This window comes from Paenarthrobacter sp. R1, from assembly GCF_030264015.1.
Lineage (GTDB): Bacteria > Actinomycetota > Actinomycetes > Actinomycetales > Micrococcaceae > Arthrobacter > Arthrobacter ureafaciens.
In genome coordinates this window covers 2,194,533-2,220,889 of record NZ_CP127115.1, presented here as the reverse complement: position 1 = coordinate 2,220,889, position 26,357 = coordinate 2,194,533, and the positions used below count along the sequence as shown (strand labels likewise).

The following is a 26,357-nucleotide window of genomic DNA, read 5'->3' as shown; positions in this document are numbered from 1 at the left end:
CTCGTCACGGAAGCTTCCGAGGAGACAGATTGTGTGTGTCCATGGAGGTCCCTAAACCGCCCCTCGGGTCCATCGGGCTGTCGGAGCGTCGCTGAATCCGCATAAGCCGCTCTGTGGGCGGCCAGGACCGCGTTCTAAGGCGTGGGTGAGGCGTCCATCCACTCTAGAGCCTCCATCCAGGTCGCCTGTGGCGGTTCCAAGTATTAGCTCCACGAGCTTCAGTGTGGTTGATGCCCTCACTCCTGCGAATGCACTGATTGAGTGCCCTAGCGTGAGGGCTCGAGATCCCTATTGGCGCGGATAGTGCACACTGCGCTCGGCTACCGCAGTTTTGATTCACCCATCGCGGGAGTTACTCTCGCCGAGGATGAGCGTTTCACGTGAAACCAAGGACGCCTTTTGAGCTCGTTTCACGTGAAACAACGATGATTTCTTATTGGATGGGACGGCTGTCTTGGTTGGGCTGGGTGGTCCCCTTGTTTATGCCGGCCCGTTTGCGTTGTTAGCGCTGATCAGAGTAGGTCTGTCGTGAGGGCCGTCCTCTCCTTGTGTCAGTCTGGGTCAGTCTGTCGTGCGTGAACGTTGTTCATCGTGTGACATGAGGTCACTGGCATGCGCCTGGAGGTGCAATTATCCGCCCACATGCTGCCCAGGCATGTCCTACTGCCGTGTGTCGACTCCTTGCGTAATCTGGTACGCCCTGTTTTTGCTCATCCTTACTGTCACGGGCGGTTCGAGGTGAGGCCGAACTGCTGTGAGAGCGCACTGACTATCCTTTGCCACTACTCTGCAGATATATGTTTCACGTGAAGCAAGGATCATTTGCTCCGGATGCTTCACATCGACGTCGGTGGCTGGCTAGTTCAGAGAAGTGCACCGTAGGGCCAGGAGCGGGGCTTTTCGGAAGTCCGCATACGTCACGCTGCAAGCTAGCAAGTTACGTCGCCCTAGCCATCGCTGGGGTCTCCCCGAAGCGTGCTCCAGACGCCTATAGACGTTCCTGACCAACCTCACGGCGACCCACGCCGCCCACCTTTTAGGCGCCCCTAGGAAGAACCACTCCATACGCTGATCCCGGGCCGGACGCGCTAGTGCAGGATGCTCGTACCAAGCAGGGTTCCTCGACGCTGTTTCACGTGAAACCTTCGCCCGAGGACTACCAGAGCTTAGATGATGAAGTGTATGACCACGCCTGCAACTTGCCTTCGACGTACTGCAGCCCCTGCTTGATGGTCCGCTGCAATGTCCGATCAGTGCAGCCCTGCCTATGTTTCACGTGAAACGTAGCCGGAGACAGTGGTTCTTGAGCTCGGGATTGAGATCCGCGATCAAAGGCTTGAAGGTAGCGGGATATTTGTTCTTTAGAAGAGGAGCGTTGGACCGTCTCTGAGGGGCTGCGGCCAGCCGTTCCACGACAGCGGAGGACTGGGTGAGGATACGAGATGCCGTTGGGCGTGGCAGGGATTCGCCGGTAAGAAGCACCATAGTTCGCTGGAGAATCCCTCGGGCTGTAGCCTTTGGACTCGATGCTCCGACTGAGCCAGCCCTCAGGCCCTGGAACGCAGGAGTGCTCCTTTGTGGATGGGGCCGACGAGGTCGGAAGAAGGCCGTGCAGTACGAGCCGACCGTGCAAAGGCCGCTCAGAGTCGCAAGGCAGGGCTCCGGGCGTAGCTGGGTCCTGGTCACAGGCCACGGCTCCCCCGAGCGTGACTGGTCTCTTCTTAGGGCGCCCCTGCAGGCGACTCCCCTAGGCGTGGCCGCGGCTGATGCGCAATCCTAAGGATTAGCTGCTGCGATACGCACGACCCGTTGAGTTGGCTGGGCGCAACCCAGAGAGCGCCTAGCCTGAACCATCCTCAGCAGCGCTACTAGCGATTAGCTGTCATTGCTATTTGAGGAACCGCAGCTTCGAGTTTCTCTGGAGCCTAGAGATGATGGGGTTTTGGTGAGTCGACCCCAGAATCGTCGGACGCTCTTACGCCTCTCAACGCGCGGAACAGTGATGGTACGCGGCGCGATACTGGGAGACTCTACGTCTGATGCGATATTGCATTGACCGTGCCCAGCCTCGGGTGGACGCTCCCCCGGAGGATGGCTGCGTAGGTACTCGGATGACCAGACGATATGTCCGGGAGTTGCGGAAAGCCGCCTGCTTGACGACTGCCCGTCTGCTTGACGTCCGCCTGGATGCCCTACATGTGTCTAGTTGCCTTACGTGTGCCCAGACGATGGCGGTGGGCGGGCTGGAGTTTGGCGGTGTCTCCTGCGCACCCGTCTGACGTCCTCCGCATAAGAGAGCTGCGGCATTGTGCCCACTTCTGTGGCTTGGTCCCAGAGCTCCTACCACCTTCCTTGCCGGCGGCGCCATTCCTGAAGGTTTGATGCGGGCCTGACGGCGTGGCGCGATTCCGTGAAAGATCTGATGTCATGAGGTAGGTCTCAGTGATGAGGTAGGGATGACGTGAGCGTCCTGGCGTATGTGCTAAAGACCGTAGACGTGGCCTAGCTTGCGTTCGGGACTGGGCGGTACATGCCGTCTGTACCGCAGCCGGCGGCCCTGCTTCCGATGTTTCACGTGAAACAGCATCTGGTGAAGAAGAGTAGAGACTCGTTCTTATCATTGAGCCCGGGAGGACTGCATGTGGATAGCGCCAGCTCATACCGTCCGGCCGTGGATAAGCCTGTGGATAACCTTGGGGATAAGACATGAGTCCATGTGAGCTCACCGGGCACGTCTTCACTGGGGTGCTATGACGGGAAGGGCTCAACGAACAGCCGTGGTTCAATGTCCACGTTTATCGAAGGCTGCGAGGTTAGATCGCATCGCGCTGCGTCGTCTGTGAAGGCGAAATCAGTCGTATTCTGAGGAAATTGTGGCACCTGAGGGGGAGTCCCGCGTCTGAGGGCCTGGGGCAAGCCCGATGCGGATATTCAGCGGGCCGAGGGCGGTGCTTACGTGTGGGCAGGTGGATGTGTCGGATCGTTAAGACCGCGTGGATAAGCCTGTGGATAACCTTGTGAATAACTCGGGTCCGATGTGTGGATACTCATACGGTGTTTGCGGTCACCTAGGGCTCAGTGGACGGGTAAGCTCGGAGCGATCCGGCCTACTTGAACGACTGCAGTGACGACCACAGCCAAGTGGAGCTCACCCTCGGGGCCGGGAAACTCCCCCGGCCAATGGATGGAGATGAAGCAGGACCGGGGGCGGAATGCAGGACGGTACGACAACCCTAGGTGGCCCCAACCCGCGGTACCAGGAATGGGCAGGATAGTTGTTGTCCCGCATCACAATCATCGGATGTCTCATACGCGGCCTCGTCTGCGCTCATCCACGTACTTCATAACAAATCTCGACCTGAAGGAGGCAGCCTCGGCGAGCCAACGGTTGTGTGACCTCTTCAAGACCGGAACTGGGACTCCAAGGAAGGTGCGGTCCGCTCCTAGGGGTGGCCCCCTCCGCGGATTCTCGATGTTTCACGTGAAACAAGTGTGGCAGGCAGTCACACGATTCGGATCTGAAGTGCCTAGCTGAGCAGGCTGCGGATCCCAGCCCACATCTCGACGCGACTTCAACGCGCTGGCACGTGGCTCCGGGTGATGCCACGTAATGTGTAGCTGTGGATGAAATGCCACGCCACAGGCGACATTCCACCATCAGGACCGGGCACACCCGGCCCTAGGGCGACTCTGGAGACAGAGGGATTCAACCGCCAATGCGACGAACGAGGCTATCGAGTTGTTCGCTGTTAGGGCTGTGGATACCTTCGGTTTCTTTGACCTTGAGTTCGGCCCAGGCACCTCTGACATGTGCCCGCTCCGTGATGGGCCGGCCTATAGGTGTTGATGAAGGACTCGCGTCCAATTCGTCCTCGTAAGTGCTGGCGGGTGTCTCACCTTTGCCCAGGCCGGTAGGAATGCAGCCGCACGGATCCTCCATCTCCGTTGGAAAGCCCCAGAATACGAAGGCCGAAACGCCGGTGTACTTTAGGCTCGAGCAAGCTGGAGCGGGCAGCGCGGTGTCCCCCACTTCAGGGTTCGATCCGGAAAAGGTCACCGGGGACCGAGCGGCGCAACCCGTTTACTCTCGACAGTCTGCATACTGGGTCCACTTATGTTTCACGTGAAACAGGGATTGAGGTGGCGGGGTTCAAGGAAGTGCCGGTATCTCCTGCTAGTGCGTTGGTGGTGAGAGGGCCGGTTGGAACTCGGGAACCCACATTGGGTAATACCTGGGTGAAACCGTCACATCACATGTGCCCCTTAGGCCCGCTCGAGCGTCCCTCAGGGCGGAGTGCGGGAAGGAGTGGTCGATTTGGTGGCCCGCTGTCCATCGGGCTGGCCGAGTTCCGCTTGTCTGACGCCACCCGCTCAGTACAGCTGTCATGACCCACTGAGAGCCGGGTGCAAACTAGTTTTGGTGGCATCAGCATGGCTAGTTGAGGTTTAGACACGAAGCAGATTCTGTTTCAGCTCGACACGAAACGCTGCAGTTGATGCTCTCCTGCCGGAGGAACCGACTCTCTAAGCGCTTGAACGGACCCGGAAACTGGGTTTGACGCAGCGCTACGACGAGAGCAGCCTTCTCTCACGTTGCCTGCTACGCACGTATCGAGGCGGTGTACGGAGGGTCGCCTTTCTATGCACGCCATTCGATGCAGAAGACACCGTACGGGCCGGGCCCGATGTGCGGCCAAGTAGAGGTTCTGCGGAATACCTGAAGGGAGGCTTAGCTTGTCCATGCGTAGTAGTTCCTGGCGTGGCTATGGCGGGCGCGGCCGCGGCAACGCGTGCGCTGGTGTGCATCTTGGGTCAGGCGCGTTCCGATTTGTCTCACGTTCGGCACCGGTTTAGAGTCATCGGTTGCCCGTGGAGGTCAATTCCCCGCGTTCAGACGGGGTGCGCGTGACTCAGGGGACTCTCCTGAGATCGAGGTAGATCGCGCTGTTGTCAGCGCCAATTACTCGGTTTAGAAGCGTGCGCTCAAGCTTACACGGGTAGTTGGCGCAATGTTTCACGTGAAACGAAGCCCCATCGCCTATCATTCTGGACGGTTGTAGAGCTTCTGGTGACTATCTTTAGGGGCAGAGAATGAAATCCCGAGCAGGCAATCGGCTCGAGTGCAGCACAGGATGCTGTTATGCGGCGATTTAAAGCACCGCTGAGGGCAGCCAGGAATATGTTTCACGTGAAACCGGATATCGCACCACATAGCTGGCTGGTACTGACTGACTAGTTCCTAACGTGATAACACGCTTCTCGTTGGTCGAGGATGTCCACGAGGAAGGGGTGAAGTGATTGCAGGAATGCCGTAGCAATTCCTGGAGTGCTTTTGGGAAGACGCATCACATAGAAGACTTAAGCACGGGGCACCTCTGTTAGAGCCCAGACGCATAGCGCGCATCCCACGATCCAGCCAGGAGATCTCCCATGAGTCTTGCCACGCGGAGCGATTTGAGTGGTGCGAGCTGAGCCACGAGGACGCGTTGGTGCCGGTCTTGACGGAAGAGTCGACGAGTCATGACTGTCCGCGGGCCCTGAAGCGCGGTTGGCATTGAAGCACCCTAGAACGTTCTCGGACCCCGGGAGGCGCTAAGTGGCGTCGAAATGTCCCGCAGGAGCGCACCGGAAAATCACCACTCCCTGACTATCCTCTGCGGTCTACCTTTGCGAACCAGCGGCTGACCCAGGAACTCTGAACGAAGCTACTCTCATGAGCCGGCGAAAGACTGCGAAGCCCTCGACGTCCGCGGGGACCGTTTCACGTGAAACCACCCACCACGATTCAGCAGCACCGTGGCTGAGAAGCGCTCCGCCCTAAGCGTTTCACCGCCATACGGGTACCTCATACCCATCCAAACACCAGACCGCTCAGGGAAAGCTCGTCCACGGCATAGAGCACGCAAAATAAACCGAAGTGAATTTATTTCAAAGAAAAACAGCAAAGACCGGCGGCTCCACTCCCGCAGGAGCGGAACCGCCGGCCTTCTGAGCCCGGAAGACTAGGACAGTACGTCCGCGAATTCCTTTTCAAAGAACTGCTTCGGCTTGGCGCCGATGACGGTGCTCTTCACTTCGCCTCCGCTGAACAGGTATACAGCGGGAATGGAAGTGATGCCGTACTCGGCGGCAATGGCGGGGTTGTCGTCTACGTTCAGTTTCACGACGTCCACCTTGTCGCCGTACTCGACAGAGATCTCATCGAGGATCGGGCCGAGCTTGCGGCAGGGACCGCACCACTCTGCCCAGAAGTCAACGATGACAGGCTTCTCGGAAGCCAGGACATCGGTGCTGAAGCTTGCGTCGGTAACGTCTTTAGCGTTGCTCATAACTCTTCCCTTCTTTTGGTTGCGATGAAGCTTAGGAGTTCAGGTCGGCCAGGTAGTGCTCTACATCCAAGGCAGCTACACAACCGGAGCCGGAGGCGGTGATTGCCTGGCGGTACGTGGGGTCGATGACGTCGCCGGCAGCGAAGACACCCTTGATGCTCGTGCGTGAACTACGGCCCTCAACAGCGATGGTGCCCTCAGGAGTCAGTCCCACCTTCCCCTTCACCAGGTCGGTGCGGGGATCGTTGCCGATAGCCACGAAGACACCGGCGACAGCGAGTTCGGACTCAGTACCGTCAACCACGTTCTTCAGCTTCAGCCCGGTGACCTTTTCGCCGCCGAGAACATCGTCGACTGCGGTGTTCCACAGGAAGTTGATCTTCTCGTGGGCAAGAGCACGGTCTGCCATGATCTTGGAAGCCTTGAGGGTGTCGCGACGGTGCACCACCGTGACGGACTTGGCGAACTTGGTCAGGAACAATGCTTCTTCCATTGCGGAGTCGCCACCACCAATAACAGCGATGTCCTGGTCCTTGAAGAAGAAACCGTCACAGGTTGCACACCAGCTGACTCCGTGGCCGGAGAGGCGCTTTTCGTTCTCCAAGCCCAGCTCGCGGTAGGCAGAACCGGTGGACAGGATAATGGCCTTGGCCTGGAAGGTCTCCCCCGTCCCGATCGTGACCTTCTTGATGTCGCCGTCGAGATCCAACGCGGTGACGTCCTCGAAGAGGATCTCGGTACCGAAACGTGCGGCCTGCTTCTCGAAGTTTTCCATGAGATCCGGGCCCATGATGCCCTCGGGGAAACCAGGGTAGTTCTCAACGTCAGTGGTGTTCATGAGTTCGCCGCCTGCGGTGACGGAACCGGCAATGAGCAGAGGCTTCATGTTGGCGCGAGCGGTGTATACGGCAGCTGTGTAGCCGGCCGGGCCTGAGCCTACGATGATGACGTCACGCACCTGCGATGCGTTGTTTTCTGCAATGCTCACGTGGCGTGAACCTCTTTCCTGATCGAAGCTGCGGCTTTCGGGGCAGCCACCTGACTCAACCCCGGCAACTGTTCAAATATTCCGTTGCTTCAGGGGACGCGAAGGGACCCCAAAAGCCACCATCATTCAGGGTACCGGTTGAAGGGGCGCTGAATCGAAGCGGTGACGCCAATGTAGGTAGCAGTAGGGGCCGTTCTGACGAATCAAAACGGCCCCTACTGCGACTTAGTTGGGTGGAGCTACTGGACGGTGACCTCAGCCAACCGTAGTCCGTAGCCGAACCGGGTCTTGGGGGCAGCCAGCTTGGGCAGCGACTTGATGACCACAATGACGTACTGGGTCTGTGTCGGCGCCGCCAGTGGCATGGTCAACTCAGGCGACGTGAAGCTGTTGGTGCCCACCAGCTTGGCGCCATCCATCGCCGGACGGTCGTTGGTGAAGACGCTGATGCTGCCGCCGGATCCGCCCAGCTGGTTAAGGACAACCGACTTAACCTCTGCCGGTTCCTTGAGCTTGATGACGAGCGGCATCTCCCCCGAGAGTCCGCCCCAGTCCGGAGTAGCGAATTCCATGTCGGACCAGTAGCTGGCAGCGTTGCCGTCGAAGGCCTTGGGCAGATCCTTGTCGAACGTCGCTGCGAAGTCGAAAGTACCGAGGCGGGTGATCGAGTCAACGGCCGGCGGCGCCGAAGGGGCTGAGCTCTCGGTCGGTGTCGGTTCCTGGGACTGCGTGCCCGTAGCCGGCGGCTCGGTGGTGGTTTGGGCAGCCGTAGGCTGGGAGCTCGGCAGGAGGCTGCCCAGGTTCGTGACAGCCAGGACCAGACCAACAATGAGCACGGCAGCCAGGAGCCCACCTACCAGCCAGCGCAGCGACCGCGGCTCCTTGGCGGGCGCTTCGTCTTCGTAAACCTCGTCATCGTAGTCTTCGTCCACCACGGCGGCGGAAGCGGGGAAGCTACTTGCCGCACGGTCATATCCGGGGTCGGTGGTGTTTGAACCCGCAGCACCCCCCGCAGCACCATAGTCTTCCTCGGACCACAGTGACACCTTCGGTTCGGCAGCCGGTTCGCGGGGAGGCTGGGGTGCGGTCTGTGGCTTGCTCACAGGCGCAGGAGGCGGCGAAGAAACCGCCTGGGTCGGCGGCTCCACGTCGTTACCCGCGGCTCCGTTCCCGGCAGCGCCAGCGGCCACACCGGCGTCGTGGTTCTTGGTACCTGCCTGCTTCAGGGCAGCAGCGGCAGCGGCTCCTGCTGCTCCCGCTCCGGCAGCCGCGGCAGCGATCTTGGCCCCAAAACCCTTTGCGGACCCCGGGCTGGCCTCAGGCCTCGGCGGAACTGCGGGCGCGGCAGGAACTTCTGCGTCACCCTCCCGGTGGATGGGGTAGCCATCGCGGTCATATTGGATGTATTCGGCCTCGTGCTCGTCGTCCTCGTAGAGGCCGTCATAGGTTTCGGGCTCGTAGGTACGGGACTGGCCGAAGATTTCGCTGCCGAGGGTTTCGGTGAAGAACGGCTCAACGTACGGGGGGTTGGTGGCAACCACCAGGTCCAGGAGATCCGGAGCCGTACTGTGGTTGGTGATCAGGTAGGTGGTGTTGTCGCTGACGCCGAGGTCCAGGATCTGCACGTGGCCAGGACGTTCCCCCGTAGCCACTTCCCGTGCGCTCTGGGCTACCTGCTCTGCGTTTCCCGGCCCGGCAACAAGAATGCTCACGGGACGGTTGAGAACCTGGTCGACGCCGTCGAGCACCAGATCTTGGTCATGCGAGGTCAATACGGTGGCTGTGACTTTATAGCGGCCGCCAAGCACTGATCCGACGTCGATCGGGTGGGACACGTGTTCCTCCTAGGCTGTCCGGGAGCTGCGGGTCCTGCAGGCGGCACGCCCACTGAGCCGGGCCGAACCGCTTTTGCAACTACCAATATTCGTTTCTAGCCTAGCCGATAGCCACCCGGCGCCCGTGTTGACGGCACCGGTTTACTTGCTTCCTTGGTCCTCGGACGGGAAGTAGGGATTCTGCCCGGCCTCCCCTTGGTAAGTCCTGCGCCCCGGGAGCGGCACCTGCGGACGGAACCGTCCGCCCTTAGCGGTGCTGGGTACGTCCTCGTCCGGAAGATACTCGGAGGCCCCCGGCACTTCAGGGTGCTGTTCAGCCGACTGTTGTGGTTCCACAGCCGGCCCGGCGCGGAAGGACGCGGCGTCGAACTCGCCCGAGATGCGTGGAATCAGGCCGGTATCGTCGGAAACCGTGGCGCGTGCCGGCGTCGTGCTTTCTTGTTCCTGGTCCCGTCCACCAGCACTGACGGGCACGCCGCGGCCGAAGCGTCCCAGGAGCGGTCGCATGAGGTCGCGCAGTTCGGTGACCCGGAAGGCCTTCAACAGCAGGAGGTAGGCAACCAACATGACAGGCCCGACGACGACCACCGTCACCACTGCGGCGGGGCGGCTGCTCCACGCAAAACCGTCGGCACGGTAGCTGCCCAGGAGCCACAGGGCCAAAGCGCCTGCCAGGGCGGATCCCAATCCCGCGTAACCCATGCGGATATAGGAATTGGCAATGCGCGGACCGTCGAGGTGGCCCAGCATGCGGCGGAGGAAGACGACGCTGATCACGACGGAAAGTATGTTGCCCAAGGTATATAGGACGGCGATCGCGTAGATGATCTGGCCGACGGGCAGGAACTGGATGACGAAGGCCCCCACCACGTAGACCACGGCCAACAACAACTGGACGTAGAGGGGCGTGCGGGCGTCCTCGTTGGCATAGAAGACGCGCGACATCATGAAGTTCGCGCTCATGAACGGCGTGCTGAGCGCCAGGATAGTGAGGGTCTGCGCCAGCATGACGCCGTCCTGGGGTTCACCGCCGGAGAAGAACATGCCCAGTGGTCCGGCAAGCGCGAACAGCGCCAGCGCCCCGAAGACCGTAGCGACTGCCATGGTCCGAAGACCGTGGGAAAGGGCGTCACGCAGTTCGTCCTTGTTCCCGTCCTGGGACGCCCGGGTCATGCGGTTAAAGAGGACAGTGGCCAGGGACAGCGCGATGATGGAGTGCGGCAGCAGGTACAACTGGCTGGCGACTTCGAGGATGGCGTTACCGGGAAGCGTGGAGGCCGCGGTGGTCTCCCCCGCATTGGCAAGGCGCAAACGCTCGGCGCCGGGGATGGTGGCCACCTTCATGACGTACAGGAAGGCCAACTGCCCGACGGCGGCGGTCAGCAGCGTCCAGACGCTCAACTTGGCGGCCTGGCCAAGTCCCACGCCACGCCAACCGAAGCGGGGCCTGAGGCCAAGCTTCAAGCGAATGACAGGGATCATCAGGATGGCTGTTTGGGCCACGACGCCGATGGTGGAGAACCCTGCCACAAGGAAAGTCTGCGTGGGGCCCCAGTTGTCCAGGGTGTGCGGATTGGTGGCGTTGGCGCCGAGGAGCCAGATGAACATCCCCAAGCCGGCGATGGCTACGAGGTTGTTGAGGATCGGCGCCCACATGGCAGGTCCGAAGGCGCCGTGCGCGTTCAGTACCTGCGTCAGGAGTGCGTACAGGCCATAGAAGAAGATCTGCGGCAGGCACCAGAACGCAAAAGTGACAGCCAGTGCCTTTTGTTGTTCCGAGTAGCCCTGGGTAGTGAGTTCGATGACCAGCGGCGCAGCCAATGTGACGAGCGCCGTGAGGGCGAGCAGGAGCAGCACCGCGAGGGTCAGGAGCCGGCTGAGGTAGTCCGCTCCACGGTCGGGGGCTTTGCTGGCCTTGATGATCTGGGGAACCAGGACGGCGTTGAAGACACCGCCGGCTACCAGGAGGAAGATCAGGTTGGGCAGGTTGTTCGCGTTGATGAACGTGTCAGTGACCGTGGATCCGAGGCCCAGGGCGGCGGCCAGCATCCAGGTTTTGGCGAAGCCAAGGACCCGGGAGACCAAGGTTCCAGCCGCCATAATGGCGCTGGAACGGGCTTCACCGGATTGAACGGACTGGGTGGTTTTGGCTTCAGACATCGCCTTTATCGTCCCACGTCGAGGGGCTCAGAGGTGTTCCGGCAGCACTTCCCGTGCCAGATCGGCAATGCGGCGCTCATTGGGGAACGACAGTTTGCGTGCCAGTTCCTGAATAGGAACCCATGCTGCGTCCACCGCTTCCTGGTCCGGATCGTTCTCAATGGTCAGTTCCCCGCCCGTTGCCCGCAGGAGGAAGTGATGGACGGTCTTGTGGACGCGGTGGCCACTCACAGTGAACCAATAATCGATGCTTCCCAGCGGGGCCAGGATGCTGCCCTCGATGCCGGTCTCCTCCGCGATCTCGCGGACAGCGGCTTCCTCATTGTTCTCCCGGCCCTCAGGGTGTCCCTTCGGCAGGCACCATTCAAGCCGGCCACCCCTATTAAGGCGGGCGATAATCGCAACCCTGAGTTCGCCGTCGGACGTATCTACTACGACGCCACCGGCCGAGATTTCCTCAACGGTGGGAAGCGAGGCCTGGACCGGGTGCTGCGGGGCAGGCGCGACGTGCGCTCCGATTGCCGACGGCAACGGTGCGTTTGTCCTCCTGCCAGGAGCGCTCGGGATCGGGTTGGCCATGAAGTCCACTCTAACGACTCTTGCCCGGGAGTGATGACCGGGACATGGCCGCAAGATGGACTGGAAACGACGGCGGTTGCATTTGACGCCTGGTCTGGCCCAATGCGGCCCAAAAATCTGCCAAGCTTAAGGGACTATGGCGCACGTATTGGACAGCTCTTCTGTTAACTTCACCATCGATCCGGTGGTGCTCGACCTCGGGCAGCGCTTTGTCGATGCCGGATTCGAGCTGTCCTTGGTCGGTGGGCCTGTGCGTGACCTGTTCCTCGGCCGGACCTCCCCCGATCTCGACTTCACTACCGATGCAACACCGGACCAGACCATCTCAGTCATCAAGAAGTGGGCAGATAACTTCTGGGAGATCGGACGGGCGTTCGGCACGATCGGGATGAGGAAGGACGGCTTCCAGATCGAGGTCACCACCTACCGCGCGGAGGCCTACGATCCCGACTCCCGCAAGCCCGTGGTGGCGTTCGGCAACTCGCTGACCGATGACCTCCTGCGCCGGGACTTCACTATCAACGCCATGGCCCTGCGGCTCCCGAGCCTGGAACTCGTGGATCCCTTTGGCGGCGTACGCGACCTGCACGCTTCCGAACTCTCCACCCCGGGCGCGCCGGAGGCCTCCTTCTCGGATGATCCGCTGAGGATGATGCGCGCTGCCCGCTTTGCATCCCAGCTGGGGGTTTCCGTCCACGATGACGTCCGGCACGCCATGACCCACATGGCTGAACGGATCAAGATCATTTCCGCAGAACGCGTTCGCGACGAACTGGTCAAGCTCATCAACGGCGCCCATCCGCGGGTTGGCGTGGATTTGTTGGTGGACACGGGACTGGCCGAGTTCGTGCTCCCCGAGGTCTCCGCCTTGCGGCTTGAATCCGATGAGCACCACCGTCACAAGGACGTATACCAGCACTCGCTGCAAGTCCTGGAGCAAGCAGCGGCCCTGGAAACGGACCGGGACGGAGCCGTGCCCGGGCCCGACTTCGTGCTGAGGTTTGCGGCCTTGATGCACGACGTCGGCAAGCCCGCTACGCGCCGCTTCGAACCCGGCGGCGCGGTGAGCTTCCGCCATCACGACGTAGTAGGTGCCAAGCTGACGGCCAAGCGGATGAAGGCCCTGCGGTTCGACAACGACACCATTAAAGCGGTGGCACGCCTGGTTGAACTCCATATGCGCTTCTACGGATACGGCGACGCCGGATGGACCGATTCCGCCGTCCGCCGCTACGTGACCGACGCCGGACCCCATTTGGAACGGCTCCACCGCCTGACCCGATCCGATGTCACCACGCGCAACCAGCGCAAGGCCGATCGTTTGGCCTTCGCCTATGACGACCTCGAACAGCGGATAGCCGCCCTTTTGGAACAGGAATCCCTGGCTGCCATCCGTCCCGATCTTGACGGTGCACAAATCATGGCGCTCCTGGGACTCAAGCCCGGACCCGTGGTTGGGCGGGCTTACAAGTTCCTCCTTGAGGAACGCATGGAGCACGGGCCACTCGCTCCCGAGGAAGCCGAGTCCAAGCTTCTGGCATGGTGGCAGGAACAGCCGGAGTCCGCCGTCGTCGAACCTTCAACCGAAACAGAGGAGTCCTAATTGAACGCGATCTCCCCGCGCCCGCAACTGTGGATCCTTCGCCATGGCGAGACTGAATGGTCCAAGAGCGGCCAGTACACCGGGTTGACGGACCTTCCCCTGACGGTGGAGGGCGAGCAGCAGGCCGTCGAGGCGCGCAAGGTGTTGGAAGGCATCGACTTCGACCTGGTGCTCACGTCACCGTTGCGCCGCGCCCGGCGTACCGCGGAGTTGGCCGGCTTTCCGGACGCTGTCCACGAGCCCTTGGCCGTGGAATGGAATTATGGGGATTACGAGGGCATCAGCTCCGACCTCATCCGCAAGGACAACCCGGACTACCTCATCTGGACCGACGGCGTGCCCAACGGGGAAACCCTGGACGAGGTGGCTGCCCGGGCCGACAAAATCATCGGCAGGGTCCTTGAATCCGGAATGGACAATGTCCTGGTGGTTGCGCACGGCCACTTCTCCCGCATCCTGACCGCCCGTTGGCTGGAAATGGACGCCAAAGAAGGGCGGCATTTCCTGTTGGGAACCGCGAAGGTATGCACTCTTGGGTGGGACAAGCGGACACCGGCGATTATCCGCTGGGGCCTCTGAGGAAAGAATTTCCAAATAATTTTGGGAATTTCCCAATTCCTGCTGGTATTTATGTCGGTGCTGCTGTACCTTGAATCTTGTTCCCAGAGCGTCTTGCCGGGAACGCGGCGTGCTTTCCCGGGTTAGTCAGTCCGGTTGAAGGCCATGACAGGTCGGCAACGGCCAGAGAAGGAGGTTGGGAAAATGATTACTTTGACTAGCGGATGGAAGATGACTTTCATTGCTGCCCCGGCCTCTGCTGTTGTCGCGCGCCGTCTTCGGAATCACCGGCACTAAAGATCTACCGGACCGGCGTTGACGCCGGCGGAGATTGGATCCTGTCCCTGCATCCCGGGGGGACAGCAGTGCGTTGTTCCCATGAGCGGAGCCCGGAAGCCGGGTACGCAGTTTCCCCATAGTTCAGAACCAGCTTCTTGTTGGGTGATTGCCGGCCTTTGCATGCAATTCCTCCGGCTCCTGAATTAGTCCGCTCTCCCTTTAAATCCATTTGGGATATTTTCTGTCCAATGATGGCCGGATTCTTTTGTGAATTCAAAGGCTCTAATTGGCGTGCCCAAATACTGAACAAACAATGAAAGGAGGTGAATCTGATGGCAAAACGCCCCGAAGACCTGCGAGTTCACAAGAGCAGCGATGCTCCCAAGAACCGCACCCTGTTTAACGGCCAGTTGCTGGATCAACACCGCGAAGACGTTTACGTGGTCCTGCACCAGATGGGACTCATCCGCTGACATCGTTCAGCCACTGCAAAGGAGCTCCCATGGCGCACGCTCATGCCGAACCCCAGGAAGCCCACGCGGCTACGCGTGGGCTTCCCCCTTTTAAGGAAGCCTGTCCAGGAAGTGCATTCCGGGCGCGGGGAAGTGACTGACGGACCGGCGTCGACCGATCGAAGCGTGGTCCACGCGGTGACGCCCCCGCCCGGCCGGACTGTAAGCTCGACTCATGCAGGAGACGAAGCCGCACCAGCAGCGAAAACGTGCCCGCTTTGTGGTTCCCAGCCGCAACGATTCCCTGCTCCGCAACTTCACCGAAGTAGTTGGTGGACCCATGGGCCGCCACTCTGCCCCCGGCGAGGTCTCCCCCGGGCCGTTCACCGTTGAGCGGGTCCTTGTCATCCTGACCGTGGTCGCCGCCTTGATCGCTGTGGTGGCCAAAGACTATTGCCGCGTCAACGGCTGGGAAACACCGTCACAGTTCTACGCCACCTGCTACTCCGACTTCCCCGAACTGTTCAAGAACCGCGGCCTCGGAGATGGCGTTTTTCCCTTCTTTACCCAGGGAAGCTTGTTTGAGTATCCGGTCCTGATGGGAATCATCGCGGGGCTCACTGCCCTGGTGGTTCCGGGCAATGGTCCAGGGCCGGAACGCATCCTGGGGTACTTCGATGTCAACGCCACGCTGATCGTAGCCATCTGGATCGTCACCGTGTTGCTGACAGCGCGCATGAACAAACGGCGGCCTTGGGACGCCGCCATGGTGGTTGTGGCGCCCGGCATCATCCTGGCCGGGTTCATTAACTGGGATTTGTGGGCGGTCGGACTACTTGCCTTGGCCATGTTCCTGTTCTCGCGGAACAAACCCGTCCTGGCAGGCATCTGCATCGGCTTGGGGACCGCCACCAAGCTCTATCCGGTCCTGATTCTCGGGGCGGTTTTGGTGCTCGCCATCCGGAGCGGGAAGCTGCGGACATTCTTCACCACCGCGGGTGCGGCGCTTGCCGCCTGGCTTGCGGTCAACCTTCCCATTGCCGCGATGAACCCGTCCGGGTGGCAGTACTTCTTCGAATTCACGCAGGACCGGCCGGCCGGCTATAGCTCTCCCTGGTTCGCCTACAACCTGGCGGCGGAGAGGCTGCAATGGACCCAGCTCACCGCCTCCACCATTAATTCCCTGGCGTTGAACCTGTTCATTGTTGCGTGTGTCCTGGTCGGCATGCTGGCGTTGACAGCCACCCGGAGGCCAAGGCTCGCCCAGCTGGCCTTCCTGATCGTGGGTGCCTTCATCCTGACCAACAAGGTTTACTCCCCACAGTTCGTCATCTGGCTTATTCCCCTCTTGGCACTGGCCAGGCCCCGCTGGCGTGACTTCCTGATCTGGCAGGCAGCAGAAGCCCTGCACTGGGGGGCCATCTGGATGTACCTCGGGCAGGCAACCAGTGGCGGCGCAGCCCAGCACAATATCGATATGTCCGCGTACGTCCTGGCCGTCATCCTGCACATGGCCGTGACTGCGTACCTGATGGCACGGGTCGTCATGGACGTCCTGGACCCGTCGCAGGATCCCCTGCGGAGCCACGGAGACGACGATCCCCACGGTGGTCCGTTCAACGGCGCCAAGGACTGGTTGAGGGTCAACCTCCGGCATCCATCGCTATCGGTTCGTCCGTGGTCCCGCAAAGAACCCCGATCAGTGGAGGTGGGCAGCGATGGTTGATGTCGCCGTCGTAGGTTCCGGTCCCAACGGTCTTGCCGCTGCTGTGGTGATGGCCCGGGCCGGTTTGGACGTACACGTCTACGAAGCGGGTGCCACGATCGGGGGTGGCACAAGGACCTCCGAGCTGATCGAGCCGGGGCATTTCCATGATGTCTGCTCGGCGGTGCATCCGATGGCTGTTGCATCGCCGTTCTTCAAGGACTTCGAGCTTGCCAAACGCGTTGAGCTGGTGGTCCCTGAAGTGCAGCATGGTACGCCGCTGGATTCAGGAGGTGCCGCGGTGGCGTACCAATCGCTGGAGCGTACTGCGTTGGAACTCGGCAACGACGGTGCGGCCTACCGGCGCCTGCTTGAGCCGCTGCTGAACCGCGTGGACGGAATAGTGGACTTTACGTCCTACCAGCTGCTGCGTGTGCCGCGCGATCCCCTGGCAGCTGTGCAGTTGGGACTCGCAACCCTGGATCAGGGTTCGCCGCTCTGGAACCGGCGCTTCCGCGAGGACGCAGCACCGGCCCTGCTGACGGGCGTCATGGCGCATGCAGTCTCGGCATTGCCCGCCCTGACCGCTACCGGTGCCGGCCTGATGCTGGCTGTGTTGGCCCACGCCGGTGGTTGGGTCATTCCGACGGGAGGGTCGGCCTCCATCGCACAGGCCATGGCCGATGACGTGGTGGCGCACGGCGGAACCATCCATACGGGACAGGCTGTGGAGTCACTGGACCAGGTGCGTCCGGCCCAGGCCATCCTGCTTGATGTGGCGGCGCCTGCGCTGCTTCGCCTGGGTGGATCCGAGGTGCCGGACAGGTACCGGCGTGCCTTGGAAGCATTCCGTTTCGGAAATGCCGCCTGCAAAGTGGACTTCATTCTTTCCGCACCCGTTCCTTGGCGCGATGCTGCCCTGGCGAAGGCAGGAACGGTCCACGTGGGCGGATCCAGGACCGCAATGGCTGAATCCGAGAACCTCGTGGCCATGGGAAAGCATCCCGGCGAACCCTACGTCCTGGCCTCCCAGCCATCGCTGTTCGATTCATCGCGGGCACCCCGGGGAAAGCACATCCTGTGGACCTACTGCCACGTGCCCAAGGGTTCCACCGTGGACATGGGTGAGGCCGTCATCTCCCGCATCGAACGCTACGCCCCCGGCTTCCGGGATGTGGTGGTGGCATCAAAGACCACGACGGCGGTGGAACTGGCCGACTACAACCGCAACTACGTGGGTGGGGACTTCAGTGCGGGGCAGATGGACCTGCTGGGACTCCTTCGAAGGCCCGTAGTCTCCCCCGTCCCGTGGCGCACTCCCCTTCCCGGGGTGTACCTGTGTTCCTCCTCCACGTCCCCGGGACCGGGCGTCACCGGCATGCCCGGATACAACGCCGCCAAATATGCCCTTAAGGACATATTCAATAAACGCGTACCCGGGCTTGGCCTGGTGTCCTGACGGTTAGTTTGCTGCGGTGAACCGGGTGCGGCGGTGGCTCGGAGACTCGATCTCGTCCAGCATCGCTACTGCGTAATCCTGCGAGGAGATGGACGCTCCGGCCGGTGTATCCCTGGCCACCTTGTATGCGCCTGTGCGTTCTCCCGGGTGGATCACCGGGGCGGGAGCAAGGACAGTCCAGTCGAGTTCTTCCGGTGCCTCACGGACTGCCTCCAGTGCTTTCGCTGCGGTAGTGGCCTCGGCTTTGTAAGCTTCGGGGAACTCAGGTGAGTCGAGCAGGCGGACCCCGTCCACCTCGAGCGTGCCGGCTCCGCCAACGATCATCAGGCGGGTGCCCGCGGCGTTGCTGTAGGCCGTGGACATGGCCTCGAGCCACTCGGCGTGGTCGCCGCCGGTGCGGCTGGGGCCCGTCGCCAGCACAACGACGTCGTGGTCCCTGGCCACTGTGGAAAACGCCTGGCTGTCAGCTTGGTCGGCGGCCTTCGAGGTGGCTCCGGGGACTTCGGTGCCACTGCGGGAGATGGCCGTGACGTCATGACCACGGCTGAGGGACTCCTTGACGATCTCGCTGCCGACCATTCCGCTTGCGCCATATACTGCGATTTTCATAGCTCTCCTCGGTTGCTAAGCTGGTGATGAACCAAAAGTATCTTTCTGATACTGATAGCTTCAAAGGAACCTAGTTACCTCGTGGATACCTCCAAACTGCCGGCAAACGTCTTCGATCCCAACTGCCCGTCCCGGGTGATCCTCCAACGGATCGGGGACAAATGGGCTTCGCTGGTCATTCAGGTCCTGGGCGACGGCCCGGTCCGTTTCTCCGAGTTGCGGAAGATGGTCAACGTGGTGACGCCCAAGGTGCTGACCCAGACGCTTCGGACTTTGGAGAGGGACGGGCTGATCACCCGGACCATCCACGCCCAAGTGCCACCACGCGTGGATTACGAACTCACCGAGATGGGCGCCTCCCTCCTGGAACCGCTGAGGATGTTGCGGGAGTGGGCCGAGAGTCACGTTCCCGCCATCCTCGAAGCACGCGATGCCTATGACGAGGAGCAGGACAAGGCGGTGCTGGGCCCCGCAGGAGGCTAACTCATCTGCGTGGAAGGGATGCTTTCGCGGCTGAGGCGCCCGTCCCGCATCACGGCCACCGCATCGGTCAGCGGAAGGAACTCGGTGTCGTGGGTGACCATCACGGTCGCTGTTGCGAACTCGTCCGTAATTCTTCTGAGCAACCGGACGATCGACTCACTCCGCTGGTGGTCCAGCGCGGCGGTGGGTTCGTCGACAAGGAGGACGGAGGGGTTCCGCATGAGCGCCCGGGCAATGTTGACCCGTTGACGCTGCCCGCCGGAGAGCTGATGGGGACGCTTGTCCAGGACTGAACCGAGGCCAACCGTGTCCAGGAGCTCCCGCGCTTTGCGCTGTTCTCCTGCCCCGGCCTTCCCCCGCAGATGCTCCCGCATCAGCAACTGCTCGACGGCGGTCAACGACGGCAGGAGGTTGGGTTGCTGGAAGACGATGCCAACCTTTTCACGCCGCAGCACGGTGCGTTGGGCCGGCGTGATTGCGGTGACGTCTTCGCCGTCGATGATGACGACGCCATGTGTCGGCACGATGAGCGTGGAAGCGACGGCAAGCAGCGATGACTTCCCTGAGCCGGAAGGCCCGACCACGGAGAGGAACTCACCCTGGGCAACAGTGAGGTCCACGTGGTCGAGTGCTTTAAGGGTGGAAGAACCGTCCGCGTACTCCAGCGAGACGTTGACAAGGCCAAGGGCTGACATTGGACATATACCTTTCGTGGAATGAATTAGTTGCCGCCGAGGGCAAGCAATGGATCGACCTTGGTGACGCGTCCAACGGCCAGGACCGCTCCGGCCAATCCCAGGACCACAATGCCCATTACGGGAAGCAGAGTGGTCAACGGGGTGATCAGGAAGGGTGCAGCTTGTGCGGCAGCCGTACCGCCGATCAACCCCAGCAGTCCGCCCGCACCAGCCCCGGCACACAGCACGATTGCCGCCTGGGCCAACGCATCACGCAGGACGTAACCCGTTGATCCCCCAAGAGCCCGGAGAACGGCAATGTCCCGGGTCCGCTGTACGGTCCACACAGTCAGGAAAGCCATGATTACCAAGGCCGATATGCCGTAAAGAAATGCCTGCATCAGCATGAGTGAGCCGTTTTCGCTCTTGTAGGAACCGAGGGCCTGGAAAGATCCCTGGACGTCGCTGCTGACCGTCCCGGCCGCCGCGTTGGCGGCTTGGATATCCAAGGAGGTTCCGGCGTCGGACTTCACGCCCAGGACGGTTGCCGTATCAGGTGCGGAGTGCGAAATGGAGCGCCAGTCGGACAGCGTGGTCCAGACGACCGGAGTGTGTGAGTACCACTGGTCCCCCACAACGTCCGAGACCACGAACGTGGTGCCGGCGAGGCGAACGCGGCTCCCCGGCTGTACGTCCAGTTCCTTGGCCACACTCTCACTGACAACCGCTGTCCCGTCATCCACATCCACCAGGTCTCCGCCGAAAACTGCCACGTTGGCTGTGCCACTAGCCTCCCCGTTTCCGTTGACCGACTGGAAGCGGGTTTGGCTGATGCCGAGTTCATGGACCGAGGCGACGCCAGGCCTTCCGCGCCACGACTGGAGCTGGTCCCTGGACACTTCGGATTCCGTATAGGACAACGTGGGTTGGCTGCCTGCGGGCGCGCCGAACACGATCTGTTGCACAGGCAACGCGGCAATGGCCGACGTGGATTGGTTGCCCAGGCCGGCAGTCAACCCGGACAACATGACGAGCAGGAGCGTTATGAGGGCCACCACGCCTCCCATGAGAGCGAAGCGGCCTTTCGCGAAACGGATGTCGCGGATGGCAAGAAACATTTGATTCCTTCGTATTGGTCCGGGCCTGTCCCGGCACTCCCAACTTTTCCGTTACACGCCCGCCATTCCATCGGGAACAGGGATGAACGACGGGAATCGTTGGGTTGAAGGGCGAATCAACCGAAAGGTTGATTCGGGTGCGGATCCGCCACATTCCCCCGTTCCCGCCACGGCCCGAAGATACGCTGGAAGACGTGCAGCTCCAGGAACGCGATACCCCGACTACGGCGATTCTCCGCGTGCTTCGGGTGAGCCTTCACGTGGGCTTCGCGGTTCTGCTGCTGGTCGCAGTGGTCCGGCTGCTGGCAGGACCCGGCGTGCCGCAACTTGCCCTCACAGCCGGCTTGGCACTTTCCACTGTGCTTGTAGTCGTCTACTTGACCGGGACGGTCCTGGAAAAGCGCCACGCCAACTCAGCCGAAGCTTTTGATCCCTCGCCCTACGCAGGGTGGTGGCTTGGTGCCGTCATGCTTCTGTGGCTCCTGCTGCTGCTGGTCAGCGGCGACTTCGCCTGGGTTGCCTTCCCGCTGTTCTTCCTGCAGTTGCACCTCCTGCCTCGTTCCGCCGCACTGCTTTCGATTGCGGCTACTACCGCGCTGTTGGTGGGTGCCCTCTGGTTCCACGGCCAGGGGACGGCCGACGGCGGGCTTCAGCCGGCCATGGTTCTGGGGCCGGTGTTCGGGGCCGGCTTCGCCGTGGTCACCGGGATGGCGTATCGGGCCCTGTTCCACGAGGCAGAAAGCCAACGGCGCGTGGCGGAAGAACTCAGGCGGACCCGCGCCGAACTCGCCCGGACCCAGCACGAGGCCGGCATGGTCGGTGAGAGGGAACGCTTGGCACGCGAAATTCACGACACTTTGGCGCAGGGCTTCTCCAGCATTGTCCTCATGGGCCGATCCGCAGAGAAGGCCTTGGCTGAGGGAAATGTAGACGTTGCCCGGGAGCGGCTCAGGACGGTTCAAGAGACGGCTTCCGCCAACTTGGCCGAAGCCCGCAACTTCGTGCGGGGCCTTCGCTCCCCGGACCTCGCGGAGTCGGGGTTGGTGGACACTCTCCGGCGACTTTGCATGAAGACGGAGACTGAAGCCGCTGCCCGCGGGGCGGATCTTCGGTGCCGGTTCGAGTTGGTGGGTACGCCGGTAGAACTGCCCAACGCCTATCAAACCACCCTGCTCCGGGCCACCCAGGCTTCCCTCGCAAACGTGTGGGCACACGCCCACGCGCGCTCCGCCGTCGTCACCTTGTCCTTTCTCGACGCGGATCCGGGCACGGAGGTGACACTGGACGTTTTCGACGACGGCGTAGGTTTCGATCCCACGACGGCGGCCGGTACGGCGCGCGGTGACGGAACCGGCGTCGGGCTTTCCGGCCTGCGGGAGCGGGTAACCGCACTCAACGGCAGCTTGGACGTTGAGTCGTCGCCGGGAGAAGGGACGGTGGTGGCCATCCGGCTGCCACTTCGAGGGAAGGATCCGGCATGAAGGACATAAGGGTCTTGTTGGTGGATGACCACCCGGTTGTCAGGGCAGGATTGCGCGCCATGTTGGCCGACTTCCCCGGGGTCGCCGTGGTGGCCGAAGCGGCTGATGGCGCCGCCGCGCTGGCTGAGTTGACCAGATTGAACACCCTGGGCGAACCCGTGCAGCTGGTGCTCATGGACCTGCAAATGGGTTCGGGAATGGACGGCGTCACCGCAACGGGAAAAATCAGGGCCGGCGAAGGCGGCAGTCCGCCGCCGCCTGTCCTCATCCTCACCACCTACGACACCGATGCGGACATCCTCGCCGCAGTGGAGGCGGGCGCAAGCGGCTACATGCTGAAGGACGCGCCACCCGAACAGATCCGGCAAGCCGTGCTGGCTGCCGCGTCGGGCGAAACCGCCTTGGCCCCGGAGGTTGCCGCCCGGCTCATGGGCCGCATCCGGAACCCTTCGCCGGCGCTGAGCGGCAGGGAAGTCGAACTGCTTGAACTGCTGGCCACAGGTATGAGCAACCGTGCCCTGGCGAAGCAATTGTTTATCTCCGAGGCCACCGTAAAAACCCATCTGGTGCATATCTACGCCAAGCTCGGAGTGGACAACCGGACAGCCGCAATCGCCGCCGCAACCAAGCAAAGGATCATCAGGGGCCAGTAGGCACGCGCGACCGTCCGATGTGTGGTCGGGACGGGAAACTGTCAGTGGAACCCGGCATAATGACGCAAATGGGGAAACTTAGGAATCTGGTCTTGGGACTCGCTGCGCTGATGATGGCCGGCTCTTTGACAGCCTGCGGCGATGGCCGTGAGGGTGCCGAGAACGCCGCCAAGCAGCTGGCCTCGTCGCTGGAAGCGCTCGACGTCGGTCAGCTCGCCGTTCAGGGCAAGGACGCCGCGGCGGCGAATGACGAACTTAAGGCGGTGTTCCAGGGACTCGGTGCGAAACCTTCGGTCCAGTCCGGAGAGGTGAAGCTCGACGGAGACACCGCAACCGTCCCTTTGAATTACAGCTGGAACATCGGGTCCGCCCAATGGGAGTACAGCCTGGAGGCCTCCCTTAAGAAGGACGGGGACAAATGGGCCGTTCAGTGGAACCCCGGGCTCCTGGCGCCTGAACTGACAGACGGAGAGACGTTGTCCGCCAAGACGGTTCCGGCCCAACGCGGCGGGATTCTTGGTGCCGGTGACACGCCGATCGTTGAGGACCGGCCGGTTTTCCGTGTGGGGATCGACAAAACCAAGGTTTCCGAGGATCAATCCGATGCCTCGGCCCGCGCCATGGCTGCCTTGCTCGGCTTGGACGTTGAAGAATACGCGAAGCAGGTTGCCGCTTCCGGACCGCAGGCGTTCGTTGAAGGAATTGTGCTCCGGGCCTACACGGCAGACATCACCGAGGCGAAGATCAAGGCAATCCCCGGCGGTGCGAGCATCGCCGATTCCATGGCGCTGGCACCGACGCGTACCTTCGCGCGGGCCCTGCTGGGCTCCGTGGGACAGGCCAGTGCCGAGCAGATCGAGAAGTCGAACGGTGCCTTGCGGGCAGGCGACAGCACCGGGACCGGTGGCCTGCAGCAGAAGTACGACTCCCTTTTGCGCGGCAAGGACGGCGTGGAAGTGGTTGCTGTCGCCAAACCCGCAGCGGAAGGCGGGACCCCGGACACCAAAGTGCTCTTCTCGACCCCGGCTGAAGCGGGTACCACCCTCAAGACCACGCTGGACCTGAAACTCCAACAGCTGGCTGAAGAAACCCTCGCCAACATTGAACCGGCGTCCGCGATCGTTGCCCTCAGGCCGTCCACCGGGGCTGTGCTCGCGGCAGCGTCGGGTCCCGGCAGCAACGGTTACAACACGGCTTTCCTGGGCCAGTACGCGCCGGGTTCAACCTTTAAGATCGTGGACTCGCTGGCCATGTTCCGCAATGGTGCTACGCCGGATTCCAAGGTCGACTGCCCGCCGACAGTCACCGTGGACGGCCGCACTTTCAAGAATGCCGAGGGTTACCCGGAAGGTTCCCTGGGATCGGTCGCCCTCCGGGATGCCTTTGCACACTCCTGCAACACCGCATTCATCAATGCCCGGGATACCGTCAGCCAAGCCCAGCTGGAGTCGGCGGCAACGGCACTTGGTGTGGCGGTTGAGGCCCCCAAGCTGGGTGCGGATGCATTTCTTGGGTCCGTGCCCGGCGAAGCTGAAGGCACCGAACACGCGGCGTCCATGATCGGCCAGGGCAAGGTCCTGTTCTCGCCCTTGGCGGCAGCGGTGATGGCCGCATCCGTGGACAACGGAGCTCCGGTCTCACCCCAGTTGGTGTTGAATGCAGACGCCGCTGATGCGGAAACCCGGAACCCCGACGCCGGTGCTGCGCCAGCGGAAGGCGGCACCGCGTCGCCGTCGTCGGCTTCCGCCACGGCGACCACAACGCCGTCCCCGGCGTCCACCAACCCGATCACCAAGGAAGAAGCCGCTGGGCTCTCGGACATGATGCGGGCCGTGGTGACGTCCGGGCACGCCGGGTTCCTGGCCCAGGTTCCGGGGGCGCCTGTGGGCGCGAAGACCGGAACGGCTGAGTTCGGCAACGAGGATCCGCCAAAAACCCATGCATGGATTGTTGCTGTTCACGGAGACCTTGCGGTGGCAGTATTTGTCGAGGACGGCGGCTTGGGCGCAACCACCAGCGGACCCTTGCTGAAGTCATTCCTGACTGCGGCAGGCTAACGGGAGGCTGGCATGGAGAAACCCACTCAGTGCGCTGTGGTCGGCGGAGGTCCGGCCGGCATTGTGTTGGGTTTGTTCCTTGCAAGGGCCGGAGTCCACGTCACCGTGTTGGAGAAACACGCCGATTTCCTCCGGGACTTCCGCGGTGACACGGTGCACGCCTCCACCCTCCGTTTGCTCGATGAGTTGGGGCTGGGTGACGGGTTCCGGCAACTCCCGCAAAGCAGGATGGACAACTTCCGGCTCCCCGCCGGCTCCGGGGAGTTTGTGTTGGCGGATTTTGGGCTGCTGAAGGAGCCGTACAACTACGTGGCCATGGTGCCGCAATGGGACCTTTTGAACTTCCTGGTGGACGCTGCCCGGCAGGAACCCTGCTTCACGCTCATCATGAATGCCGAGGCGACGGACCTGCTGACGGATGGCTCCGGGGCGGTCGCCGGCGTGCGCTACCGCATCAAGGATCCAATCACCGGTGGAACTTTGGAGACCCATGACCTGCAGGCTCCCCTGACGGTTGCCTGCGACGGCCGGGGATCGGTGCTGCGCGCAAAGTCGGGCCTGACCCCCAAGGAGTTCCCGGTCCCCTTCGATGTGTGGTGGTTCAGGCTCTCCCGCGACCCGGAAGAAATAGAACGGGTGGCCTCCATTTCCCCGCGCTTTGGCGACTCGGATGTCCTGCTCAGCCTGACCCGCAGGGATTACCACCAGATCGCCTACCTGGCAGCCAAGGGCTCGGACCCGGAGTTGCGGGCCGAAGGAGTGGACGCCTTCCGAAACCGGATCGCGCGGTTGCGCCCCGATCTCTCCGACCGTGTGGGTGAGATCCTGTCCATGGACAATCTTCACCTGCTCGATGTGAAACTCAACCGGCTTGCCACCTGGCACAAGCCCGGTCTCCTCCTGATCGGCGACGCAGCCCATGCGATGTCCCCCGCGGGCGGGGTGGGAATCAACCTGGCGGTCCAGGATGCGGTGGCTGCCGCCAGGATCCTGGCGCCGGCACTGTTGGATGGCAGTTTGGATGACCACACCCTCGCTGCGGTCCAGAAGAGGCGCTGGCTGCCCACAGTCATCGTGCAAACGTTCCAGCGACTCATGCACCGGGCCATCTTCAACCAGGTCATGGCGGGCAAGCAGCCGAAACCACCCAGAGCGCTGGTCTTCCTGAGCCGCAAGTTTCCGCTCTTCCGTAAGATCCCTGCGCGGATGTTGGCCTTTGGTCCGCTGCCCGAACACGCACCCGGCTTTGCTCGACGGAAGCCCGACGCGTAGCCAGCCATCCACATGGTCTGTTGCGCCGACGGTGCGGTGCGACGCGTAACCGGGCACCGC

18 protein-coding genes are annotated in these 26,357 nt (G+C 62.1%); 10 read left to right on the top strand and 8 right to left on the bottom strand.

What is annotated here, in order from left to right; translation table 11 throughout:
- Nucleotides 1-6,002: 6,002 nt before the first annotated feature.
- The 5 genes from trxA to QN084_RS10745 all read right to left on the bottom strand — a co-directional run bounded on the left by trxA (nt 6,003) and on the right by QN084_RS10745 (nt 11,843).
- The gene (gene trxA / locus QN084_RS10765) at nt 6,003-6,329 is read right to left on the bottom strand and encodes a thioredoxin (protein WP_021473158.1); all 327 of its coding nucleotides are present in this window, start codon (nt 6,327-6,329) and stop codon (nt 6,003-6,005) included.
- 31 nt (nt 6,330-6,360) lie between these two features.
- Nucleotides 6,361-7,317 (bottom strand): thioredoxin-disulfide reductase, encoded by a 957-nt coding sequence (gene trxB / locus QN084_RS10760; protein ID WP_069696587.1) that lies wholly within the window; start codon nt 7,315-7,317, stop codon nt 6,361-6,363.
- 239 nt (nt 7,318-7,556) lie between these two features.
- Entirely contained in the window at nt 7,557-9,152 is a 1,596-nt protein-coding gene (locus QN084_RS10755; RefSeq protein ID WP_021473156.1) for a hypothetical protein, read from the bottom strand.
- 141 nt (nt 9,153-9,293) lie between these two features.
- Entirely contained in the window at nt 9,294-11,312 is a 2,019-nt protein-coding gene (gene murJ, locus QN084_RS10750; RefSeq protein WP_062098900.1) for a murein biosynthesis integral membrane protein MurJ, read from the bottom strand.
- 27 nt (nt 11,313-11,339) lie between these two features.
- A complete protein-coding gene (locus tag QN084_RS10745) occupies nt 11,340-11,843 on the bottom strand; it encodes an NUDIX hydrolase (RefSeq protein ID WP_021473154.1) in 504 nt (167 codons plus the stop codon).
- A 184-nt stretch (nt 11,844-12,027) separates the two neighbouring features.
- Here QN084_RS10745 and QN084_RS10740 point away from each other — a divergent pair, with 184 nt between their 5' ends.
- The 5 genes from QN084_RS10740 (at nt 12,028) to QN084_RS10720 (ending at nt 17,947) form a co-directional block, all read left to right on the top strand.
- Nucleotides 12,028-13,494 carry a CCA tRNA nucleotidyltransferase gene (locus tag QN084_RS10740; RefSeq protein ID WP_021473153.1) on the top strand — a complete coding sequence of 489 codons (1,467 nt, stop codon included), beginning with the start codon at nt 12,028-12,030 and terminating at the stop codon, nt 13,492-13,494.
- On the top strand, nt 13,495-14,073 hold the full coding sequence (locus tag QN084_RS10735; RefSeq protein WP_021473152.1) for a histidine phosphatase family protein: 579 nt from the start codon (nt 13,495-13,497) through the stop codon (nt 14,071-14,073). It abuts the gene before it with no gap.
- A gap of 590 nt (nt 14,074-14,663) precedes the next feature.
- Entirely contained in the window at nt 14,664-14,804 is a 141-nt protein-coding gene (locus QN084_RS10730; RefSeq protein WP_164888676.1) for a hypothetical protein, read from the top strand.
- Between the two features lie 214 nt (nt 14,805-15,018).
- Entirely contained in the window at nt 15,019-16,509 is a 1,491-nt protein-coding gene (locus tag QN084_RS10725) for a glycosyltransferase family 87 protein (protein WP_285751673.1), read from the top strand.
- Nucleotides 16,502-17,947, top strand: a complete 1,446-nt coding sequence (locus QN084_RS10720; protein WP_062098898.1) for a phytoene desaturase family protein — start codon at nt 16,502-16,504, stop codon at nt 17,945-17,947. The genes QN084_RS10725 and QN084_RS10720 overlap by 8 nt, the downstream gene beginning before the upstream one ends.
- A gap of 3 nt (nt 17,948-17,950) precedes the next feature.
- Here the strand turns inward: QN084_RS10720 and QN084_RS10715 are convergent, their stop codons facing one another.
- Nucleotides 17,951-18,556, bottom strand: a complete 606-nt coding sequence (locus QN084_RS10715) for an NAD(P)-dependent oxidoreductase (protein ID WP_069696586.1) — start codon at nt 18,554-18,556, stop codon at nt 17,951-17,953.
- Nucleotides 18,557-18,637: 81 nt separating this feature from the next.
- Between QN084_RS10715 and QN084_RS10710 the strand changes: the two genes are divergently transcribed.
- The gene (locus QN084_RS10710) at nt 18,638-19,039 is read left to right on the top strand and encodes a winged helix-turn-helix transcriptional regulator (protein WP_021473147.1); all 402 of its coding nucleotides are present in this window, start codon (nt 18,638-18,640) and stop codon (nt 19,037-19,039) included.
- Here QN084_RS10710 and QN084_RS10705 read toward each other — a convergent pair.
- Together QN084_RS10705 and QN084_RS10700 are read right to left on the bottom strand one after the other, a co-directional pair.
- Complete coding sequence (locus tag QN084_RS10705; protein WP_021473146.1) at nt 19,036-19,734, bottom strand: ABC transporter ATP-binding protein; 699 nt, start codon at nt 19,732-19,734, stop codon at nt 19,036-19,038. The genes QN084_RS10710 and QN084_RS10705 overlap by 4 nt on opposite strands.
- A gap of 26 nt (nt 19,735-19,760) precedes the next feature.
- Nucleotides 19,761-20,834 (bottom strand): ABC transporter permease, encoded by a 1,074-nt coding sequence (locus QN084_RS10700; protein ID WP_069696585.1) that lies wholly within the window; start codon nt 20,832-20,834, stop codon nt 19,761-19,763.
- Between the two features lie 194 nt (nt 20,835-21,028).
- Between QN084_RS10700 and QN084_RS10695 the strand changes: the two genes are divergently transcribed.
- The 4 genes from QN084_RS10695 (at nt 21,029) to QN084_RS10680 (ending at nt 26,297) form a co-directional block, all read left to right on the top strand.
- Nucleotides 21,029-22,315: a sensor histidine kinase gene (locus tag QN084_RS10695; RefSeq protein WP_170828589.1), complete on the top strand. Its 1,287-nt coding sequence runs from the start codon at nt 21,029-21,031 to the stop codon at nt 22,313-22,315.
- On the top strand, nt 22,312-22,968 hold the full coding sequence (locus QN084_RS10690; RefSeq protein WP_021473143.1) for a response regulator: 657 nt from the start codon (nt 22,312-22,314) through the stop codon (nt 22,966-22,968). Before QN084_RS10695 ends, QN084_RS10690 begins: the two co-directional genes overlap by 4 nt.
- A 68-nt stretch (nt 22,969-23,036) precedes the next feature.
- Entirely contained in the window at nt 23,037-25,025 is a 1,989-nt protein-coding gene (locus QN084_RS10685; protein WP_069696657.1) for a penicillin-binding transpeptidase domain-containing protein, read from the top strand.
- Nucleotides 25,026-25,037: 12 nt separating this feature from the next.
- Nucleotides 25,038-26,297 carry an FAD-dependent oxidoreductase gene (locus QN084_RS10680; protein ID WP_031216747.1) on the top strand — a complete coding sequence of 420 codons (1,260 nt, stop codon included), beginning with the start codon at nt 25,038-25,040 and terminating at the stop codon, nt 26,295-26,297.
- Nucleotides 26,298-26,357 lie beyond the last annotated feature (60 nt).

Excerpts from the sequence above, each read along its gene's own strand:
- trxA (WP_021473158.1), bottom strand. The coding sequence starts at position 6,329 with ATGAGCAACGCTAAAGACGTTACCGACGCAAGCTTCAGCACCGATGTC.
- QN084_RS10690 (WP_021473143.1), top strand. The coding sequence starts at position 22,312 with ATGAAGGACATAAGGGTCTTGTTGGTGGATGACCACCCGGTTGTCAGG.
- QN084_RS10740 (WP_021473153.1), top strand. The coding sequence starts at position 12,028 with ATGGCGCACGTATTGGACAGCTCTTCTGTTAACTTCACCATCGATCCG.
- QN084_RS10705 (WP_021473146.1), bottom strand. The coding sequence starts at position 19,734 with ATGTCAGCCCTTGGCCTTGTCAACGTCTCGCTGGAGTACGCGGACGGT.
- murJ (WP_062098900.1), bottom strand. The coding sequence starts at position 11,312 with ATGTCTGAAGCCAAAACCACCCAGTCCGTTCAATCCGGTGAAGCCCGT.
- QN084_RS10680 (WP_031216747.1), top strand. The coding sequence starts at position 25,038 with ATGGAGAAACCCACTCAGTGCGCTGTGGTCGGCGGAGGTCCGGCCGGC.
- QN084_RS10685 (WP_069696657.1), top strand. The coding sequence starts at position 23,037 with ATGGGGAAACTTAGGAATCTGGTCTTGGGACTCGCTGCGCTGATGATG.
- QN084_RS10730 (WP_164888676.1), top strand. The coding sequence starts at position 14,664 with ATGGCAAAACGCCCCGAAGACCTGCGAGTTCACAAGAGCAGCGATGCT.
- QN084_RS10700 (WP_069696585.1), bottom strand. The coding sequence starts at position 20,834 with ATGTTTCTTGCCATCCGCGACATCCGTTTCGCGAAAGGCCGCTTCGCT.
- QN084_RS10725 (WP_285751673.1), top strand. The coding sequence starts at position 15,019 with ATGCAGGAGACGAAGCCGCACCAGCAGCGAAAACGTGCCCGCTTTGTG.
- QN084_RS10715 (WP_069696586.1), bottom strand. The coding sequence starts at position 18,556 with ATGAAAATCGCAGTATATGGCGCAAGCGGAATGGTCGGCAGCGAGATC.
- QN084_RS10720 (WP_062098898.1), top strand. The coding sequence starts at position 16,502 with ATGGTTGATGTCGCCGTCGTAGGTTCCGGTCCCAACGGTCTTGCCGCT.